The sequence below is a fragment of the Enterobacter sp. BRE11 genome (assembly GCF_031844285.1).
In the GTDB taxonomy this organism is placed as follows: domain Bacteria; phylum Pseudomonadota; class Gammaproteobacteria; order Enterobacterales; family Enterobacteriaceae; genus Pantoea.
Map to the genome: position 1 here is coordinate 62,209 of NZ_JAUZUX010000016.1, position 19,368 is coordinate 81,576.

Here is a 19,368-nt window from a genome sequence, read left to right on the forward strand (position 1 = left end):
TATGCTTATGGACCATGCCAGAAAGAGCAGAGGTAGGTTTGTATATAACAGAGGTCGATGTCGATCGTTATGCGCTTGAATTAAGACGCATTGCAGCAGGGTACCAGACAGGCGAAAAATTGCCGGATGTGAAAAAGAAGGTTGACGGGCTGATCGATACGCTTAAAACCGCGCTGACCAGCGACGCGCAGCAGCAGGTGCAAGCCTGGAGCGAGCTGGCGGATGCCTTGAGCTACTATATGAAAAACACCGCCGATCCCAACTGGACGACCATCATGGCCTACGCCAGACGAAAGGTGAACCGCAGTAAACAGAACGCCATGTTCAGACGTAAACGCTTCAAGGATTAAACCGCCAGCGGCGGTTTTTTTCTGCCTGCCGCCTTTCTCTTCGCGCCTCTTGCTGACAAATTCCGCAATCTTGCTCGGGCTATACTCTCCTGCTTCACCGCAGTGCAATGTTGTTATGCAGTAATGGTTTGATGCGCAGATTCACCCGCTATTTACCCTCAACACGCCGTGTTACCGGCATCGGGAGATCATTATGAAGAAGATTGGCATCAACGGTTTTGGACGGATTGGCCGTCTGGTTTTAAGACGTATTCTTGAGCAGCAGGAAGCGGTGGAGGTGGTGGCGATCAACGATCTCACCTCGCCCGAGATGCTCGCCTATCTGCTGAAGTATGACTCCAACTACGGCGCATTCCACGGCGATGTCAGCGTGGATGGCAACGCGCTGCGGGTCAACGGCAAGAGCATCACCGTTTTCGCTGAGAAAGAGGCGAAGAACATTCCGTGGGGATCGCTGGGCGTTGATGTGGTTATCGAATGCACCGGTTTCTACACCTCGGCGGAAAAAGCGCGGGCGCACCTGGATGCGGGGGCGGGCAAGGTGCTGATCTCTGCGCCGGCTGGCGAGATGAAAACCATCGTCTATAACGTCAACCACGACACCATCAGCGCGGAAGACAACATCATCTCCGTCGCCTCCTGCACCACCAACTGTTTGGCGCCGATGGCGAAAGCCCTGCACGACAATTTCGGCATCAAGGTCGGCACAATGACCACTATCCACGCCTACACCGGCACTCAGGCGCTGGTGGATGGACCGCGCGGCAAAGATTTCCGCGCCTCGCGCGCCGCAGCGGAAAATATTATCCCGCACACCACCGGCGCGGCGAAGGCGATTGGGCTGGTGATCCCAGCGTTGACCGGCAAGCTGAAAGGGCATGCGCAGCGCGTGCCGACCAAAACCGGTTCGGTCACCGAGCTGGTGTCGATTCTGGACAAGAAGGTCACGGTCGATGAGATCAACGCGGCGCTGAAGCGCGCCTGCGAGAACAACGAATCTTTTAAATATACGGAAGATCAGATTGTCTCTACCGACGTGATCGGCGTGCCTTACGGCTCCATTTTCGATGCGACCCAGACGGAAATCAGCGAAGCGGGCGACCTGCAGCTGGTGAAAACCGTCTCCTGGTACGACAACGAATATGGCTTCGTGACCCAGCTGGTGCGCGTGCTGCACCTTTATGTCGCGCTGTAATCTCCGGCGGGCTGCTCAGCCCGCCTTATTTCCCAGCTGCGCCTGCAAAAAGTTCAGCAGCACGCGGTTCACCTCGCTGCGCTGGCGATGCTGCGGATAGACCGCATTCAGGCAGAGCGGCGCGGGCTGATACGCCTCCAGCACGCTCACCAGTTCGCCGCGCTTTAGCGCTGGCTCGACGATAAATCCCGGCAGCAGCACCAGCCCCAGCCCGGCGATTGCTGCATCGCGCAGCACCTCGCCGTTATTGCTCAGCATTGGGCCCTGCACCGTCACGCTCTTGCTTTTGCCCGCCTGCTGGAGCTCCCAGCCGCTCAGGGCTTCCCGGCCGTAGCGCAGGCAGGCGTGCTGAGCGAGGTCGTCCGGCGTAGCGGGCGTGCTCGCGCGCGCGAGGTAAGCGGGGCTGGCGCAGATCAGACGACGCTGCTCGCCGAGGCGGCGCGCAATCAGGGTCGAATCCGCCAGCGCGCCGATGCGAATCGCCATATCGAATCCTTCGCCGATCATATCGACGTAGCGATCCGCCAGCTCAATGTGAAACTGCAGGGCGGGATGCTGCGCCAGAAACTGGGCGATAAGCGGCGAGAGGTGGCTCATGCCGAACGACATCGGCATGCTGATGCGGAAGGTGCCGTGCAGCGCCTGGCGTCGGGTCGACATCGCCTGCTCTGCTTCATGGATGTCGTCGAGAATGCGCTGCGCATGGGTCAGGAACAGCATGCCCGCTTCGGTCACCGAAAGCTTGCGCGTGTTGCGGATCAGCAGCTGCGCATCAAGCGACGCCTCCAGCGCGGCCATACGGCGGCTGACGTACTGCTTGGAGAGCATCAGCTGTTCCGCAGCGGCGGTGAAATTGCCGGCATGGATCACGGCAACGTAAATACGAAGATCTTCCGTCTGCATATTGTCCACTTATTTGTGACAGTGATTGCTGTTTCAGCCAGTTTTTGAGGGTTTTAGTTTACGGTATTGTCTGTTCCATCGGAAGGGCACAGGCGCTTCCCCCTTACATCACAGGAGCAGACCATGATTGAGCAACGACTGTCAGAGCAACGCGGCCATGGCGACCACGGCTGGTTGAACTCACGCCACACCTTTTCATTTGCGAACTACTGGGATCCGAAACAGAGCGGCTTCTCCGATCTGCTGGTCATCAACGACGACCGGGTGGCGGCTTCGCGCGGTTTCGGCGCGCATCCGCACTCCAACATGGAGATCCTCTCCTACGTGCTGGAAGGGGCGCTGGAGCACAAAGATTCCATGGGCACCGGTTCGGTTATCGTCCCCGGCGACGTGCAGCTGATGAGTGCGGGCAGCGGCGTCACCCACAGCGAGTTCAACCATTCGAAAAGCGAAGGCGTGCACTTTCTGCAGATCTGGATTGTGCCGGCGGAGAAAGGCACGCCGCCCGGTTATCAGCAGATTTCGGTGCCGGAAAGCGAAAAGCGGGGTCAGCTGCGCCTGATTGTTTCGCCTGAAGGTGAGGAGGATGCGCTGTCGGTGCGTCAGGATATGCGCCTTTACGCCGGTCTGTTCGATGGCGATGAGCAGCAGACCTTCCCGCTGGATGAGACGCGCTACGCCTATATCCATGTGGCGCGCGGCAGCGTGAAGGTGAACGGCGTGCGGTTTAATGCGGGCGACGGGGCGCGCGTGCGTCACGAGGCGAGCCTGACCTTTAGCGAAGGCGATAAGGCTGAAGTGCTGCTGTTCGATCTGCGTCCCATCGAGGTGAATCATCCGAGCCGCTGACGGCGGTTAAAAGCGAGTATCCTGTCAATCAAAGCAGCACGTCGCACGGGCGACGTGCTGCTTTCACCTATTTATCGTCCCGCTCTTCCTCTTTCTCCAGCCCAAGCGGCACCTCATGATCCAGCCTGTGCGGCTTCAGCAGCTGAATATCGAGAATCACATAGGTCATGGTGGTAATAAACAGCGAGATCACGCTGCCGATCACGCCGCTGGTGGTGAAGGTAAAGAAGTTGTACATCACCACCCAGGTCACGCAGATAAACAGCGCCAGCGCAACGTTAATCGCGGAAAAGGAGTAGTGCGTGGTGCGCGGGCCGAGATCCATGATCTGCTTATAGAGATTGCCGCCAGCATACTTCTCCAGCAGCACGATGGAACGCTCCCAGTTTTGCTGCCGACGGGCGCTGCTGCGGGTAACGAACAGAAACAGCAGCGACAGAAAAAAGCCGGAGAAGGCGACCAGCACCGGCACCGCCTGCAGTGCGTAGTCGAGGCTCTTATGACCGGTGGTGCGCGAGAGATCCAGCGTCAGCGACGCGCCGAGCGCAGCATAGAGAAAGACGAACAGCGCCAGGAACAGCGCGTTGCGCTTCCAGTCGCTCTCCACTTCAACGGTTCGCTGCGCCCGCGCGCTTTGCAGCGCCTGGCGTATTGATTCCGCCTGCGCGGAGCCGGGCGCGATCGTCTCTACCGGCTCGCCAAAAAACGTGTGCAGAAATGGCTCATCCGCTTTTTCAATTATCATTGCTTTTATCCATCCAGGTGTGACGCGAAGGGCACAGTGTAATGGAGGGAGGGCGCAGGGCAAAGCGGCGCGGCCTGTTTACCTGCAGCAGGGGCGCTTGTTACGGGTCAGGCGACAGCCTCTGATTGACCCGCTCGACACAATTTCATGAAATGACTGAGAGCAGGTAAGTCAATGCGAACGGGCGCTCACCCCATAATCAGATCAATAGCGCTGGCATAGACCGCGTTCATACCATCAAGGGCTTCTTTTTCCGATTTTCGCAGTTGCTCCAGGATGCTCTCTTTTCCAACCTCTTTTCCTGACGAAATCAAAGACGAAACCGCGCGTCCAATCGCTAAATTGATTTCATCCATTGCCTGTAAGGTAACAATATTCATTCACGCTCCTCGAAGTCCAAATCACATCAGTGCGGCAGAGTCGGCATTTGCGCAATAGCAACCGTTGCCGGTGGAAAGCTCGAATAATAACGGGAAAGGTGCAAGAGGATAATCAGTCATGTCTGAAGAGGCACTCACGCGCAGCCTGCCTGTACAGCCGCCTTCGTGCTGGTGGCTCAGGCGTGGCAAAACGCGTTAAGAAAAGCGGCCAACGCTGATAAAAACACCGCGGCTAAAAAGAGCGGGCAATAGAGTCTGAGCGTTTGACTAACGGTGGTTTAAGCCAGCAGAAAATAGCGTGCAATTTTACTACAAAATTCGAACAACCTGGATAAATGGTTCTATGTCGGGCGTCTCGTTCTGCCTACTTTAGGCCATACGGCGATAATGCGTTTTACAGGTGCTGCTGGATGGGATAACGCAGCCGGGGCTATTACGCGTCCTGGCGCAACGAATTTTGGCGGTGGAGAAGCGAACTCTTTGTCGAAATGAAGCAGCTGGCTGCTGCGACCACCGCGACGATCGAGGCACACTGGTATGGTGAAGGCGGAACGCCTGTTAAAGAGATTCGAATAGTCCACAGTTGGCAGCAAATTTTATTTATGTGAAAGTGGGGCAATATGCTCGTTATACCGGAGTTTTTCTTGAGGCAAATAGCACGCCGCGAATATATTCAGGTTCGCCATTTTACTTTACTCCGGCTAATTCGTAGTTATCAAACATCGATAGCATTGCTAATAATGTTGTTGTGCCGAAGAAGTGGTCGATAAATTCTGGTTCATACGATGGTAACGGATTTGGTATGGATCTGGATTCTGGCAATCTTCTACTGATGAGCAATAATATTCGCTCAGTTTCCGCATCGACTTGGATACCAATATATGTTAACGGTGAACTAAAGTTCATTCAGTATCAGGATTATGCTGACGCAGTACGTATACCAAGATTTAAATATGCAGAACTCCCAGCGCCTTCTACTCATACATATAGCCTTGTATTTTGTACAGACACTACTCGCAAACCGGCTATGTAACTGCTTTATGCCAGCAACGATGGATTATGGTATCCCGTTCATAATCCTACTGACGCATGGCGACCAGTTTAAGGGGGAATAATGTCCTTTATTACTAAATTTATTCCGGATCCGATGATGATAACCGATGATATGGGTGCTTCAGATGGCCTCGGATATTACGATATTTTATTCTCGTTTTCTTCTGTACAGGAAATACTTGAGAAGGAGCCTCAGCAAGTTGTATGTAGTTATACGTTGCAGTTAGGAGATGTAATACTTAATTATCGCTTCAATACTCCTGTGCCTATAACGGCAGCAATGCTACCCCGGAGGCCGCAGAAGCGGCTTTAAAGACCTATCTGGACTGGATGCATTGCACGGCCACAAACGGCAATAATGGCGAATAGCGGAATTTATCTTTTATTATCATTATGTTATCTCAATTGATCGATGATACTGATCAATGAGGTGTAATTGATCGATAGAAACGATTAGAGCCAGTATTGGATAAGGTATATTTTATCCGTAATCAAGGAGATGATTATGAATCGAAGGAATGTTTGGATATTTATATTCATGGCATGTCTAATTTTCTGGGCGATAGCGCTCCCCCTCCTTTATATAGAAATAACAAACTATCTCCATTGAGAGCTTTTTTAATTGGCTGATACCAGGGCGCCTGGCTTATGCCGGGCTTTTTTCATTTCTCAGGCAGTCGGCCTTTCATTCCATGCGTCAGTGTATTGGATGTTGCCATCAACAATTTTCCATGTGATTTTTTCATATTGCAAACTGACGCTTTCTATATGGTTCAGTTTGTCATTTCCCGCCAGTTTAACGTTAGGTACACTACAATTAACGCCAGTGACTTTAACGTTTTCCATTAGCACGCTGTAGTAACAAACCTCCTGTCCTGCATGATTTACGTGATAGAATTTTATCTCTGCGCTTTTTAACGTCTGGCCCGTAGCGGCGGCCTTATATAAACAGGGCGTTGAACTATCAACCTCTTTTTCAATCATCATTGCCGAATGCTGCCGCGTGGCAGTGATTTTACCAGTAGCATTATTAACGGGCAGATTTATCCCATGACTTAGCCCGATAATCTCTATGCTACCGTCCCGATCCTGCACGTCTACAGAGCCTTTAATGTCTGCGCCGCCGTCATCTTTAAGCCACATGTATGGAGGAATTGGCATTTTAGTTACTCCTGATTTTTTAATTAATTTCAATATGATAATAAACATTATAATTGCGGATAATATCGATAGGCCGATATCACAGAAGAAAATTAAGTCATCAAAATTATCCTGACTTGAATAGCCGTAAAGCCACTCAGAAAACCTTGAGGAAGTTTCATAGCTTATGAAGTTGGAAGAGTTAATAGCTATTGCGGATATACAGAATAATAATAAAAACAGGATGCACTTTAAAATGCACATTGCAATCCGGTTAATAATATTACGGACACGTAGTAGATGCATCGGCCACTACCTCAATCCAGCCTCTTGCCATTAAAGAACGCATACAGGGAACTTGTATTGGAGCGGTTCTTAATAACGCATTCCTTATCATTGCATAGTCAGAATCATGCGCAATAGTCATACATCCTTTTGAGATGGTACCGGGATGGAGTCGAAATAATCCCCGATGAACGCCATCAACCCAAGTTCCGTCGTCGATTCCTAAGTCGTCACGATATAAAGCAAACCAGTCCGAATGGCCGAATTGGGCGGCGTCTTTAATTTTATTAAGTAAATCTTTAGCGCCGGCAATTTTACGAGAAATAAAACCGCCTTCGCCACGCTCAACAATCCAGTATTTACCTGGAGGAATTGGCCCATTAAACGGGACTGCCCTACATCCACCATGATTACGGTAAATACCATTACCTGAAAACGCCATAAAGACGCCAACACCGTATAGATTAAACGGTGCGTAATCAGCGCCGTTGAGAAGAAATTTCCCATGTAGTGCCATGCTTGATCCTTAAGCAATTAGAAGGAGAAGGGAGTGGTTAGCTGGCAGCAGGACGGATAGTGATGATATGTCCTTGACAGATAGCGGCCAGCTAACCGATTTTCAATATCATGCAAACTGCTTATCAAGTAAACAGTTGACGTCTACGCTTTAAGCCCCATTCGATAACTGATGTAACATGAAAAAATCCTGGTCAGTTTTTACTGTGTTTATATGCAGTATTTTCTTTGGGGGGAAACATGCTACGTGAATACGAAAAAGAAACTGCGCTTAGAAACGCGATCAAACGAAACCAGCAGGGCCGCTATACCGTGACTACGGTGAATTTCGTCAAAGAACTGGCGAAGCTGAGCTGGCACTTCACGCTTAAGGAGGCGAACCGCCAGGTTGAGATTTACACATCAACCTTTAGAGATGTCTCAACAAAAGAGGGTGAAGAGAGAACATTCCAGGTATTCAACCGGAACGGAGCAATCTGATCATGGGCTTCCAGTCTCCAGCGCAGGACTATATCGAGTGTCGGCTCACTGTTAGTGATCTCGTCGTACATAATCCTGCGTCAACGCTAATCGTTGAGCGCGACGATGGCTTGAGGTGATTGACCGTACTGGCAAAAGTCAATTACAAGATCGTGATCGTCTAACGGGATTACTGCTCACTTTGATTGATAAAACAATAAGTTAAAATGGGGCATAGCGGGGGGCATAGCTTTCAAACATGGAACATGCTTTGGGGCATAAGCAAGGAGTGATTAGCGTTCCTGTAATACCAGGTAACTCTTGTTAAAACAAGTATTAACCTTTATTTTCAGATGGTTATGAAAAGTGGTGCAACTTTTCTGAAAAAATCGGACACGCGTGGCGCTTTATAACAAATTTGCAATAAGGGCATTGAGAAATTTTTACATCGTCGCGACTGGCGCAACTGACTTTCCTTGCCTGGCAAGGGTTGCGACGCGCTTTTGGAGCGATGAACAACACAGTGAGGAGGAAAGCTTTTGCCAGAGCATTATAACTTCGCGCTATAACATATGCCTTTCCATTATCGGTCAGGCCCATTTAGAGGTGTTATTTTAAAGCTCTGTAAAAACAACATAAGTGACAAAGCGATGGCGTCACATATTATTGATTTTCTTTTAATTGGCAACAATTTTGGTACACCAGAAATGCGCGACGTCTGGTCGGAGCAAAACCGACTCAGGCAGCAGGTGCGGGTTGAAGTTGCGCTGGCGCAGGCAGAAGGCGAGCTTGACGTCATTCCAGCGCAGGCGGCAAAAACCATTGTCGAGCGTGCCGACCCGTCGAAACTGAACATTGACGACATCGCGCAGCAGGGCGCGCAGATGAAACACTCTCTGATGCCGACGCTGATTGCGCTGCAAAAACAGTGCGGCGAGGCGGGCGAGTTTATCCACTACGGCGCCACTACCCAGGATATCGTCGACACCGCAACGGTACTGCAGCTGCGCGACGCGTTCACCATTATTCAGCGCGACGCGACTCAGCTGGCGAACGAGCTCGCGGTCGTTGCCAGGCGCTATCAACATACGCCGATGGTGGGCCGCACCCACGGCATGCAGGCGCTCCCGACGACCTTTGGCTTTAAAGTAGCCGTCTGGCTGGATGAGTTCCTGCGCCATCTGACCCGCCTTAGCGAGATCAAACCGCGCGCGCTGACCGGCAACATCAACGGCGCCATCTCTACCTACGCCTCCTTCGGCCCGTCAGGCCCGGAAGTAGAAAAGCGCACTCTTGATATTCTCGGGCTGGCGACGCCGACTATCGGCTGGCAATCGGCGCGCGACCGCTTCTCGGAGTTCGCCTCCGTGGCAGTGCTGATCAGCGGCACGCTGGGCAAAATCGGCAACGAGCTTTACAACCTGATGCGCACCGAGATCAACGAGATTGAGGAGCCCTTCTCCGCCGGCAAGATCGGCTCGACCACCATGCCGCACAAGCGCAACCCCGCCGCGCTGGAAGGGCTGGCCAGCCTGACCGCGCCGGTGCTGAAAAGCGCCGCGCTGATTTATGAATCGATGCATGTCGAGCACGAGCGCGACGCCATGAGCTGGCGCGCCGAGTGGATCGCGCTGCCGGAAATCTGCATTTACCTCTCGGCGCAGCTGCAAAACGCCATCGGCATTCTGCGCGGCATGACGGTGAACGAAGCGCGCATGCGTCGCAACCTCGATATGCAGGGCGGTCTGCTGCTGTCGGAAAAAGTGATGTTCGAACTGGGTAAAAAGATGGGCAAGCAGACCGCGCACCACCTGGTGTACGAGTGCGCCATGCACGCCTGGGAACAGCAGCGCGACTTCAAAGAGACGCTGCGCGCCCATCCGCAGATGGACAACAGCATCAGCGATGACGAACTGAACCGCTGGCTCGATCCGGTGAACTATCTCGGTTCGGCGCCGCGCAAAGTGGATGAGGTGCTCGCTGCCGCGCAGGCGTCGGGTCTGCTGGAGATGCGGGCATGAGCGACAGCTTCCGCCAGCTGACCGAGGTGGATACCGCGGCCTATTACGCGCTGGTGCACGCGGCCTACGCGTCCGCGCGCGACCTGGGCATTAAATTCGATGCCGCCACGGCCGATGCGGCGCAGATGCAGCGCCATATCGCTACCCACGGCGTCTACGGCATGTTCCGTGACGATGAACTGGTCGCGTCGGTCACGCTGCGCTATCCCTGGGGGCCGCTGCCTGGCCCGTTCGGGCTGCCGCATATCGGCTGGTTCGCCACCGCGCCGCACTATCGCGGTCAGCGGCTGGGCGTGAAGATGCTCGACTGGCTGGAGCAGGCGGTGCTGCGCGATCAGCTGCGCGCACCGGCCTATTCCCTCGGCACTGCCGAGAGCCATCCGTGGCTGATTCAGCTATATGAGGCGATGGGGTTTGAGAAGGTCAGCAAAAAAGACCTCGGCAAAGGCCATATCACCGTGTACATGCAAAAAAATCTTCATTTACCGCACGCCCGCTAAGCGCGGCTGCAGATAAAAAACCAGGGAGATCACCATGAAAAAAGGGTTAATCACACTGTCCGTCGTTATGGCGGCCTCACTGCTTAGCGCCTGCGACAACAGCGACAAAACGGCCCAGGGCGGGTCCGATGCCTCCACTATCCGCGTCGGCGCGACCGGCCTGAGCTTTCCCGGCGCGTTCAAAAAAGATGGCAAGCTGATCGGATTTGACGTTGAGGTCACCGAAGCGATCGCTAAAGATTTGAACTACAAAATCGAGTGGGTCACCTCTGACTTCAGCGGCCTGATGGGCCAGCTGGAGGGGGGCAAGCTCGATACGGTGGCCAACGTGGTGGCGATCACCCCGGCACGCCAGGCGAAATATAACTTCTCTACCCCTTACAGCTATTACGGCAGCCAGATCGTCACCAATAAAAGCAACGCCAGTATCAATACGCTGGACGACCTGCGCGGCAAAACCATCGCCGGCGTGCTGGGATCTAACCACCTGGTCAACCTGAAAAAAGCGTTCGGCGATAACGGCGTTACCATCCGCACCTACGAGAGCCGCGACGGCGCGATGAGCGATGTCATCAACAACCGCGTACAGGGCTACGTTAACTCCGGGCCGATTCTGCTGGCGGAGATCAACCAGAAAGGGCTGCCGCTGAAGTTTGTCGGCCAGCCGCTGGTGGTCGAGTCGGTCGGCTTTCCGTTCCACAAAGATGAGAAGGGCGACAAGCTGCGCGCCGCGTTCGACAAAGAGGTCGATGCGATGCGTAAAGATGGCCGCCTGAAAGCGATCTCGGAAAAATACTTCGGCGAAGATATCACCGCGCAGCCGTCTCACTAAACCTGGCGTTTACTTGTCAACGTTTGCCACCGCCGGGTGGCAAACGTCGTTAAGGGCTTTTTATGAATTTCGATTTTAATTACCTGCTGAAAATCTCGCCGCAAATCCTCAGCTATCTGCCGGTCACCCTGATGCTGGCGGTGGTGTCGATGGCGTGCGCTATGGTGATCGGCCTGGGGCTGTCGCTGCTGCGCAACAGCAAATCCACGCTGGTGAGCAAGCTGGTCGAGCTCTATATCTCGCTGTTTCGCGGCATGCCGTCGCTGGTGCAGCTGTTTATTATCTACTTTGGCCTGCCGCAGCTCTTCCCGGCGCTGACCGGCATGTCCGCCACCACCGCCGCGATTATCGGCTTCAGCCTGAAGACCTCAGCCTATATGGCGGAGATCTACCGCGCGGGTCTGGCGTCGGTGGATCCCACGCAGATGGAAGCGGGGCTCTCGATTGGCATGCGTCGGGCGCAGATCTATCGCCGCATCATTCTGCCGCAGGCGCTGCTCAACGCGCTGCCCGCTACCGGCAACACCTTTATCTCGCTGATCAAAGATACCTCGGTCGCCTTTGCGCTGGGCGTCTCGGAGATGTTCGCCGAAGGCAAAATGATCGCGGCGGAGTCGCTGCGCTACTTTGAAACCTTCCTCGTAGTAGGTCTGATTTACTGGCTGGTGATTATCGGTTACGCCCGCCTGCAGGCGCTGCTGGAGAAAAAACTCAGTCACTCACTGCAACGCTAAGGCTCTTATGATCAGTGTAAAACAGCTCAATAAACGTTTCGGCGACAAAGTGGTGCTGAACGATATCAGCCTGACCATCGGCGAAGGCGAAGTGGTGGCGATTATCGGCCCGTCCGGCTCCGGCAAGTCGACCCTGCTGCGCTGCCTCAATCTACTGGAAAAGCCGGAGTCCGGCGTGATCCAGATTGGCGATGTGGCGCTGGATACCGCGAACTACAGCGCGAAAGAGGAGCATGCGCTGCGTGGACAGACCGCCATGGTGTTCCAGAACTACAGCCTGTTCCGCAATAAAACCGCGCTGGAGAACATCACCGAAGGGTTGATCATGGTGAAGAAGATGCCGAAAGCGCAGGCCAGCGAGATCGGCATGCAGCTGCTGGAGCTGGTCGGCATGGCGCCGCAGGCGCATCAGTATCCGATCACCCTTTCTGGCGGTCAGCAGCAGCGCGTCAGCATTGCGCGCGCGCTGGCGGTGAAGCCGCGCGCCATTCTGTTCGACGAGCCGACCTCCGCGCTCGATCCCGAGCGCGTGCACGAGGTGCTGCAGGTGATGAAGAGCCTGGCGCAGCAGAAAACCACCATGGTCATCGTCACGCACGAGATGCAGTTCGCCAAAGAGGTGGCCGACCGCGTCATTTTTATGGCGGATGGCCATATCGTTGAGCAGGGCCCGGCGGAGCAGGTGATCAGTTTCTCCGACAACCCGGTGACGCGCCGCTTTTTGCGCCAGATGACTAACATCGAAACGAATGATGATTTCAATATTTAAGCGTGCCGCCGCATACGTTGCCGCAGGCCGCCGCACTGGAAGGAGATAATATGAAAGAGATTCGCGAGCAGGATCGGGCGCTTGCCAGCCAGATCCAGGCGTTTCGCCACGACATGCACCGTTTTCCCGAGCTGTCGAACCAGGAGTTCGAAACCACTAAAAAAATCCGCGCGGCCCTGACCGCGGCGGGCATCCGCATCCTCGATCTGCCGCTGAAAACCGGTCTGGTGGCGGAGGTGGGCGAAGGGACGGGGCCGCTGGTGGTGGTGCGATCCGATATCGACGCGCTGCCGATCGAAGAGGAGTCAGGCGTCGACTTCACCTCCGAGAACGCGGGCGTGATGCACGCCTGTGGTCACGACTTCCACACCTCTGCCGCGCTGGGCGCTGCCATTCTGCTGCAGCAGCAGGCGGCGTCGCTGAAAGGACGCGTGCGCATCCTGTTCCAGGCAGCCGAAGAGACCGGCCTGGGCGCGCCCGACCTGATCGCCACCGGCGCGCTGGACGACGCGGCGGTGATTTTTGGCATCCATAACGATCCGACCTTGCCGGTGGGCGTCGTGGGCGGCAAAGAGGGCGCGCTGACGGCGGGAGTCGATCGCTTTGAAATCAAGGTGGCGGCCAAGGGCGCGCACGCGGCGAAACCGCATGAGGGCAACGATCCCATTATTATCGTGGGACAAATTATCAGCGCAGTGCAGACGCTGATCAGCCGCAACGTGCCGTCCGATCAGAACGCCGTGGTCTCGATTACCCAGATCCACAGCGGCAGCACCTGGAACGTCATCCCCGATACCGCTTACCTGGAAGGTACGGTGCGTACCTTCAGCAGCGAGGCGCGCGCGTTGATCGAACAACGCTTCCGGGCGCTGCTGGACGGTCTCGCCGCCGCGTTCGGCGCGCAAATCGAGTTGTTATGGCACGCCGGCCCGCCTTCGGTGGTGAATACCGCGGAGTGGGTCGATTTTGCGCTGGAACAGGCGAGTGAGGTCGGGTTCGAGGCGCGCCGCATCGAGGCCAGCCCGATTGGCGAGGACTTCGCCTTCTATCAGCAGAAGATCCCCGGCACCTTTATGATGGTCGGCTCCGGCGGGCCCTGGGCGCTGCATCACCCGAAATTCCGCGTTGACGATAAGGCGCTTTTCCCGACCGCACAGTATCTGGCGCAGCTGGCGGTTTACGCCCTGAACAAGCTCGCCTGATTCTTTTGTTATCCGGGGCAAACCCCTGTGGGTTTGCCCGCTCATCCCACATTTCCACGTTCAGCTGCTTAAGTTTCAATCGCCCACGCCGATAAGGTTTTTAACAGCGCTGCTGTTTTATTCGCCTGTATCCGAACAGTGGGGAAACCAATAATGAAAGCGGATCGCGTTCCGAAAAAGAGATTAAGTACCCGCGCCATGATGCTGCTGACCGGCGCGTTGACCATCGCCACCGGCTTCGCCGTCACCATCGGCGTGCTGAGCTGGCAGTCGGGCCAGGCGCAGCGCACGCTGGCGGAAGAGTACCTGCAACAGATTGCGCGCAGCAAGGCGCTGGAAGTCGCGCAAAGCCTTAACCACGCGCGCGATGTGGCGCAGAGTCTGGGACAAAGTATCATCGCGCTGCCGAATGCCGGCGTGCAGGATCGCCACGTCGCCGACAAGCTGACTGAGTATGCGCTGCGCAACAACCCCGATTACCTGTCCATTTCGGTCATCCTGGAAAAAGACGTTTTCGACGGACGCGACGCCGAGTTCGCCGCGCAGAGCGGCCAGCCGCCGGAAGGGCGCTACGCCTGGTTTGTCGATGTCGATCAGGCAGGCAATTATAAAATGCATCCCCTGACGTCCTATCTGACGCCCGGCCAGGGAGATTACTATCTGGTGCCGCAGCGTACCCGCAAAGATTTTCCGACCGAACCCTACAGCTATGCCTATAACGGCGTGCCGACGCTGCTGACCTCAATTACCACGCCGATTATCGATCGTGGCAAACTCTGGGGCGTGGTGACTTCCGACATTTCGCTGGCGAAGCTGCAGCAGCGGGTAAATGAGATCAAACCCTGGCAGGGCGCGGGCTACGCCATGCTGCTCTCCAGCGGCGGTAAGATCGTCTCTTCGCCCGATAAAGCGCAAAATAACCAGCAGTGGAAGGGCGACAAAAGCCACCTGACCACTGCGGTGACAGAGCAGGAGGATGCGCTGCTCGGCGAAAAATCGCTGATGACCTGGCAGCCGATTGCTATCGGCAACAGCAGCAACGTCTGGTATCTGGGCGTTGCCGCGCCGCTGGACTTGGTGATGAGCGCCGCGCGTCAGCAACTGCACAATGCCCTGTGGATGATGCTGGCAAGTATTGTGCTGGTGAGCCTGCTGCTGGGCGTGGTCTTCAGCCGCATCGTGCTGCGTCCGCTCGGCGGTGAACCCGCCGATGCGGCCGCCTTTGCGCTGGCGGTAGCGGATGGACAGCTCAATACCCGCATTCCGCTGAAGGCGGGCGATCAGAGCAGCCTGTTCTATGCGCTGCATACCATGCAGGCGCGGCTGATCGCGATGGTCGGCCATATTAAAGAGACCAGCGCCTCGGTGCGCGACGGCGCGGAGGAGATCGCCAGAGGCAATATCAACCTGGCGTCGCGCACCGAGCAGCAGGCTGCCGCGCTGGAGGAGACCGCCGCCAGCATGGAGCAGCTGACGGCAACGGTGAAACATAACGCCGCCAATGCGCATCAGGCGACGTCGCTGACGGAAAACGCGTCGCAGACCGCGCGCAAAGGCGAGGCGCTGGTGGGCGAGGTGGTGCAGACCATGGCGCAAATCAACGACAGCGCGCGCAAGATTGGCGATATCACCGCCATCATCAACAGCATCGCGTTTCAGACCAATATCCTGGCGCTTAACGCGGCGGTGGAAGCGGCGCGCGCCGGCGAGCAGGGCCGCGGTTTCGCTGTCGTCGCGTCCGAGGTGCGCAACCTGGCGCAGCGCAGCGCCGCAGCGGTAAAAGATATCGCTTCGCTGATTGAAGAGTCGACGCAGCGCGTTGACAGCGGCGTTAGCCTGGTGCGCCATGCGGGCGACACCATGCTGGAGATTACCCAGGCGGTCACCTCGGTGCAGGCGATTATCGACGAGATCGCCACCGCATCCGACGAGCAGAGCCGCGGCATCAGCCAGGTCTCCGTGGCGGTTAACGAGATGGACAGCGTGACGCAGCAGAACGCCGCGCTGGTGCAGGAGATTTCCGCCGCCGCCAGCGCGATGGAGGATCACTCCTCGCTGCTGGCGCAGTCGGTCGAACAGTTCAGGCTGGAGGGGCAGCCTGCGTAACACCCTGCAAAAAAGCAGCCTGAGGGTTGCTTTTTTGTATTGGTACCTCAACCGGCTCAGGCCTTTGCTGATAGCGACAACTTCAGCAGGAGGATGGCGTTCAACCGCCGCAGCACGCCAGGAGGGCAGGCGCGGTTTAGAAATCATCTTCAGGCCATCGCGCGCTCATTCCATGTGTCGCGGTAGATAACATTCCCGTCGACATATTTCCATGTAATAGCTTCATAGCGCATCTCCAGCGTTTCCAGATGGGTACTGCTTATGGCGTTAGGTGCAAGGTAGGGTGAAACGGTAGTGATTTTTACATTTTCCAAAATGATATTGAAATATTCGACTTCTATACCCGCTTCCAGAATACGATACATTTTCATCGTCGCTTTCTTCATTGGGCGCCCTTCACATACAGCGCGATAAAGAATCGGGGTAGTTCTGTCAAACTCTTTTACTATTGTGACTGGGCTATGAATACGGGTGCTCGTTAACTTTCCCCAGTTCGGATCTCCTGGAATAGTTACGCCGTGAGAGAAAGACTTTAACTCGATAGAGCCTAAGCGCTGTGGCATTGTGCAACCACCAATAACAGGTGATCCGTTTTCATCTTCAAGCCACAGGTGTGCGGGAGTAGACATAGTATTTCCTTATAAAGATGTGATCTTACAAAACTATCACCATTTTATATATCGGCCAAATATGAAAATAATTAATATAGTGAATATACCAACAGGCCATAGAGGCCCCTCTGGAAAGACTTGAAAAAAAATAACTGCAAAAATGATAATGCAAAGTGGTGGCCCATAAAGCGATAATAGCTGTTGAAACAGCCATAAAAAAGCCTTCTTAATAAATAACATTTTTGCTACCCAATCATTCTTTTGATGATGTTGGCAATGTCTGTATCTGATGTTCTTTCAGCATTAAGCGCGTGTGCACGAACAAATAATGGCTCCACCAGGAAATAAAGCATTTCAAGTTCATTAGCATAGAGAGTTGAATAGAATGCAGGATAGCAAATGCGAAGACGCTCAGCGCTATCAGCCGCCTTTTGAACAATGCCATATAATCCAGATACAGTTACTGCGACCCCTACTGTACGCCCAGCTATTGCTCTCATGTCAAGGTTAAGATTCATCCCTATAGAAACACAGGTAGCCGTAGCTAAAACGAATCCAGATTTGGTTAGAGAGTTTACAGCAATATGAATATTAGCGGTCATTAGAATATTTTTAATGTGCTCTAATTGCTCTTTTTCTTTATTTCTGAGCACTTCATCAAAATATATCATCAAGATTTCATGTATGACATCTCTGTTTTGAAAAAGATGGTTGAGGCCTTTGATAAATCTGACATCTTCATTCTTTTGCTGCTTACAAACCTCCTGATATTCTTCAGTAAAACATGAACTGTAATAAAGCGCGCGCTTTGCGCCTGCACCAATCGAGTCTATCTGATTCGAAACGAAATCGCCTACGCCTGCTAAAGCATGGTCGAGTTTTAAGGCCAGTATGTTATTGGATTGCAAATAACGGATAATTTCCTCTTTGTAATACATAGCCCTCTCCTTTTGGCTGTAGAATCACTGGGTTTACTCTCTCTTAGCTCTGGGCTTCATGGCAAAACAAGGACAGGCACCCAGAAAGCTATGCTAAATATAAGGTTTTTATGGTTAATATGTAAACAGCGAAATTGTCCCTGGCTGGTTGACGTTAAAAGCGGCGCTGCGCGGATGCTGGCTTACCAACGCCTCGCGCGCCTTGACGCTAAACTCGTCGTAGCCGATACCCGGCACGTCCGTTCTAACGTCTGCGGTGTATCGATGCCTGTTCACACAGATATCCGTCGCGCCGCGTATAAGCTCTGCCCGTTAAACGAAAAACGCCCCGAACGGGACGTTGTCAGAGATTGACTACAAAACACGAGCTATCAGTTGCTCAGGTCTCCAGCTCTACTTTAATCCAGCCCGGCTCACGCTTATCAAACGCCTCATAAGCCTTAATGACCTCTTCAATCGGCTCGGCTTTGGTCAGCACTTTGGTTGGATCGATAACGCCGCTGCGCGTCAGCTCCAGCAGAGAGGGGATATGGGTATGGTGGTTGCAGTTGCCCATTTTGAGCGTCAGGTTCTTGTTCATCGCTTTGCCGATGGGAAAGATCTCCGCCGTGGGAGGATACACGCCGATGATGCTGATGCGGCCCGCCTTTTTCACGCCCGCGATCGCCCACTCCAGCGCCTGGGTCGGCGCATCGCCCGGCACCCAGTTGCCATCCTGCGGATGGGTTTCCGGCGCTACCTGCTCCACTTCCTGAGCGAATTTCTCCGCCTTCTCTTCGGCTTCCTCGCTGGCCGGGCCGTGATGAGCGTGCTGGCTGTCAACGCCTACTGCGTCGATGGCGCAGTCCGCGCCGGTGCCGCCGGTCAGATTTTTGATCGCCTCCACCGGATCTTCGCGTTCGAAGTTAACCGGGAACGCCCCCTGCTGGCGCGCCATCGCCAGCCGATCCGCATGGCAGTCTACCGCAATGACCCGCGCTGCGCCCATCAGCAAGGCGCTGGCGATGGCGAACTGCCCGACCGGCCCGCAGCCGAACACCACCACGATATCGCCGCGGGTGATATCGGCCAGCTCGGCGCCGAACCAGGCGGTCGGAAAAATATCGCTGATTAAAATGGCCTGATCGTCGGTCACGCCGTCAGGAATTTTTACCAGCGTATTGGCGGCGTAAGGAATACGAGCTTTCTCTGCCTGCAAGCCGTTCACCGGCCCGGTGGCCTTCGGACCGCCGAAAAAGCAGGTGCCCGCTTCCGGGCCGTTGGGGTTGGCGTTGTCGCACTGCGCGGTATGCCCGGCGCGACAGGGCGGACAGACGCCGCAGGAGACGGTGGAGCAGACCACCACGCGGTCGCCCGGACTGAAGTTGCGCACCTCGTCTCCTACCTGTTCAACGATGCCGACCGCCTCGTGACCCAGAATAGTACCGGGCTGCATATCGCTAAAGGTGCCGCGAATAAAGTGCAAATCCGTCCCGCAGATCGCCGAGGCGGTAATACGAATGACCGCATCGCTGGGTTGTTCGATTTGCGGATCGGGAACGTTATCCAGCTGAATATTGCCCACCCCGTGCCAGACTAATGCTTTCATTTTTTACCTCTGCCGCTTAATTACCCTCTGCTGGAAACCAGCCGGACTAAAAAGTATAGAAAGCGTCAGAAAACTTGCCGAAAAAAAATAAACGCACCGGTTAGTAATATTTAACACTTTTTGGGATCGCGATAAGAAAAAATTTTATTTTGTTGAAAAATAATGCGTTTCACTTTATTCGGGCAGGCGGAT

At 54.5% G+C, this 19,368-nt stretch carries 21 protein-coding genes; 12 read left to right on the top strand and 9 right to left on the bottom strand.

The features are described from left to right. The first annotated feature begins 14 nt into the window (after window positions 1–14). A complete protein-coding gene (locus Q9R34_RS16905) occupies window positions 15–350 on the top strand; it encodes a hypothetical protein (RefSeq protein WP_434123414.1) in 336 nt (111 codons plus the stop codon). Window positions 351–543: 193 nt separating this feature from the next. Beyond that, the gene (gene gap, locus Q9R34_RS16910; protein WP_434123413.1) at window positions 544–1,545 is read left to right on the top strand and encodes a type I glyceraldehyde-3-phosphate dehydrogenase; all 1,002 of its coding nucleotides are present in this window, start codon (window positions 544–546) and stop codon (window positions 1,543–1,545) included. A gap of 15 nt (window positions 1,546–1,560) precedes the next feature. On the opposite strand, the gene Q9R34_RS16915 is transcribed toward gap, so the two are convergent. Beyond that, the gene (locus tag Q9R34_RS16915; protein ID WP_485895199.1) at window positions 1,561–2,448 is read right to left on the bottom strand and encodes a LysR family transcriptional regulator; all 888 of its coding nucleotides are present in this window, start codon (window positions 2,446–2,448) and stop codon (window positions 1,561–1,563) included. Between the two features lie 123 nt (window positions 2,449–2,571). Between Q9R34_RS16915 and Q9R34_RS16920 the strand changes: the two genes are divergently transcribed. Continuing rightward, window positions 2,572–3,297: a pirin family protein gene (locus Q9R34_RS16920; RefSeq protein ID WP_485895201.1), complete on the top strand. Its 726-nt coding sequence runs from the start codon at window positions 2,572–2,574 to the stop codon at window positions 3,295–3,297. 67 nt (window positions 3,298–3,364) lie between these two features. On the opposite strand, the gene Q9R34_RS16925 is transcribed toward Q9R34_RS16920, so the two are convergent. Both Q9R34_RS16925 and Q9R34_RS16930 read right to left on the bottom strand, forming a co-directional pair. Then, a complete protein-coding gene (locus Q9R34_RS16925) occupies window positions 3,365–4,042 on the bottom strand; it encodes a RipA family octameric membrane protein (protein ID WP_485895203.1) in 678 nt (225 codons plus the stop codon). A gap of 188 nt (window positions 4,043–4,230) precedes the next feature. Beyond that, complete coding sequence (locus tag Q9R34_RS16930) at window positions 4,231–4,422, bottom strand: hypothetical protein (protein ID WP_485895205.1); 192 nt, start codon at window positions 4,420–4,422, stop codon at window positions 4,231–4,233. Between the two features lie 1,114 nt (window positions 4,423–5,536). On the opposite strand from Q9R34_RS16930, the gene Q9R34_RS16935 reads away from it, so the two are divergent. Next, the gene (locus tag Q9R34_RS16935; protein ID WP_485895207.1) at window positions 5,537–5,788 is read left to right on the top strand and encodes a hypothetical protein; all 252 of its coding nucleotides are present in this window, start codon (window positions 5,537–5,539) and stop codon (window positions 5,786–5,788) included. Window positions 5,789–6,144: 356 nt separating this feature from the next. Here Q9R34_RS16935 and Q9R34_RS16940 read toward each other — a convergent pair whose 3' ends face one another. Both Q9R34_RS16940 and Q9R34_RS16945 read right to left on the bottom strand, forming a co-directional pair. Next, a complete protein-coding gene (locus tag Q9R34_RS16940; RefSeq protein ID WP_485895298.1) occupies window positions 6,145–6,636 on the bottom strand; it encodes an Hcp family type VI secretion system effector in 492 nt (163 codons plus the stop codon). Between the two features lie 262 nt (window positions 6,637–6,898). Beyond that, window positions 6,899–7,417 carry a DUF2778 domain-containing protein gene (locus Q9R34_RS16945; RefSeq protein WP_485895209.1) on the bottom strand — a complete coding sequence of 173 codons (519 nt, stop codon included), beginning with the start codon at window positions 7,415–7,417 and terminating at the stop codon, window positions 6,899–6,901. A gap of 239 nt (window positions 7,418–7,656) precedes the next feature. Here Q9R34_RS16945 and Q9R34_RS16950 point away from each other — a divergent pair, with 239 nt between their 5' ends. The 8 genes from Q9R34_RS16950 to Q9R34_RS16985 all read left to right on the top strand — a co-directional run bounded on the left by Q9R34_RS16950 (window position 7,657) and on the right by Q9R34_RS16985 (window position 16,039). Continuing rightward, on the top strand, window positions 7,657–7,896 hold the full coding sequence (locus Q9R34_RS16950; RefSeq protein WP_485895211.1) for a DNA polymerase V: 240 nt from the start codon (window positions 7,657–7,659) through the stop codon (window positions 7,894–7,896). Between the two features lie 629 nt (window positions 7,897–8,525). Beyond that, window positions 8,526–9,896 (top strand): adenylosuccinate lyase, encoded by a 1,371-nt coding sequence (purB, locus tag Q9R34_RS16955; protein ID WP_485895213.1) that lies wholly within the window; start codon window positions 8,526–8,528, stop codon window positions 9,894–9,896. Next, entirely contained in the window at window positions 9,893–10,396 is a 504-nt protein-coding gene (locus tag Q9R34_RS16960) for a GNAT family N-acetyltransferase (protein ID WP_485895215.1), read from the top strand. The genes purB and Q9R34_RS16960 overlap by 4 nt, the downstream gene beginning before the upstream one ends. Window positions 10,397–10,424: 28 nt before the next feature. After that, window positions 10,425–11,228: an amino acid ABC transporter substrate-binding protein gene (locus tag Q9R34_RS16965; protein WP_485895300.1), complete on the top strand. Its 804-nt coding sequence runs from the start codon at window positions 10,425–10,427 to the stop codon at window positions 11,226–11,228. 62 nt (window positions 11,229–11,290) lie between these two features. Continuing rightward, on the top strand, window positions 11,291–11,962 hold the full coding sequence (locus Q9R34_RS16970) for an amino acid ABC transporter permease (protein WP_033748973.1): 672 nt from the start codon (window positions 11,291–11,293) through the stop codon (window positions 11,960–11,962). A 7-nt stretch (window positions 11,963–11,969) separates the two neighbouring features. Continuing rightward, window positions 11,970–12,731 carry an amino acid ABC transporter ATP-binding protein gene (locus tag Q9R34_RS16975; protein WP_485895218.1) on the top strand — a complete coding sequence of 254 codons (762 nt, stop codon included), beginning with the start codon at window positions 11,970–11,972 and terminating at the stop codon, window positions 12,729–12,731. Window positions 12,732–12,781: 50 nt separating this feature from the next. Then, a complete protein-coding gene (locus Q9R34_RS16980; protein WP_485895219.1) occupies window positions 12,782–13,933 on the top strand; it encodes an amidohydrolase in 1,152 nt (383 codons plus the stop codon). Window positions 13,934–14,086: 153 nt separating this feature from the next. Beyond that, entirely contained in the window at window positions 14,087–16,039 is a 1,953-nt protein-coding gene (locus Q9R34_RS16985; RefSeq protein ID WP_485895221.1) for a methyl-accepting chemotaxis protein, read from the top strand. A gap of 149 nt (window positions 16,040–16,188) precedes the next feature. On the opposite strand, the gene Q9R34_RS16990 is transcribed toward Q9R34_RS16985, so the two are convergent. From Q9R34_RS16990 to Q9R34_RS17005, 4 genes are all read right to left on the bottom strand, one after another. Beyond that, complete coding sequence (locus Q9R34_RS16990; protein WP_485895223.1) at window positions 16,189–16,668, bottom strand: Hcp family type VI secretion system effector; 480 nt, start codon at window positions 16,666–16,668, stop codon at window positions 16,189–16,191. A gap of 227 nt (window positions 16,669–16,895) precedes the next feature. Next, on the bottom strand, window positions 16,896–17,588 hold the full coding sequence (locus tag Q9R34_RS16995) for a hypothetical protein (protein ID WP_485895225.1): 693 nt from the start codon (window positions 17,586–17,588) through the stop codon (window positions 16,896–16,898). Between the two features lie 114 nt (window positions 17,589–17,702). Further along, the gene (locus tag Q9R34_RS17000; RefSeq protein WP_485895227.1) at window positions 17,703–17,864 is read right to left on the bottom strand and encodes a hypothetical protein; all 162 of its coding nucleotides are present in this window, start codon (window positions 17,862–17,864) and stop codon (window positions 17,703–17,705) included. Between the two features lie 103 nt (window positions 17,865–17,967). Further along, window positions 17,968–19,176 (bottom strand): zinc-dependent alcohol dehydrogenase, encoded by a 1,209-nt coding sequence (locus tag Q9R34_RS17005; protein ID WP_434123394.1) that lies wholly within the window; start codon window positions 19,174–19,176, stop codon window positions 17,968–17,970. Window positions 19,177–19,368: the final 192 nt, after the last annotated feature.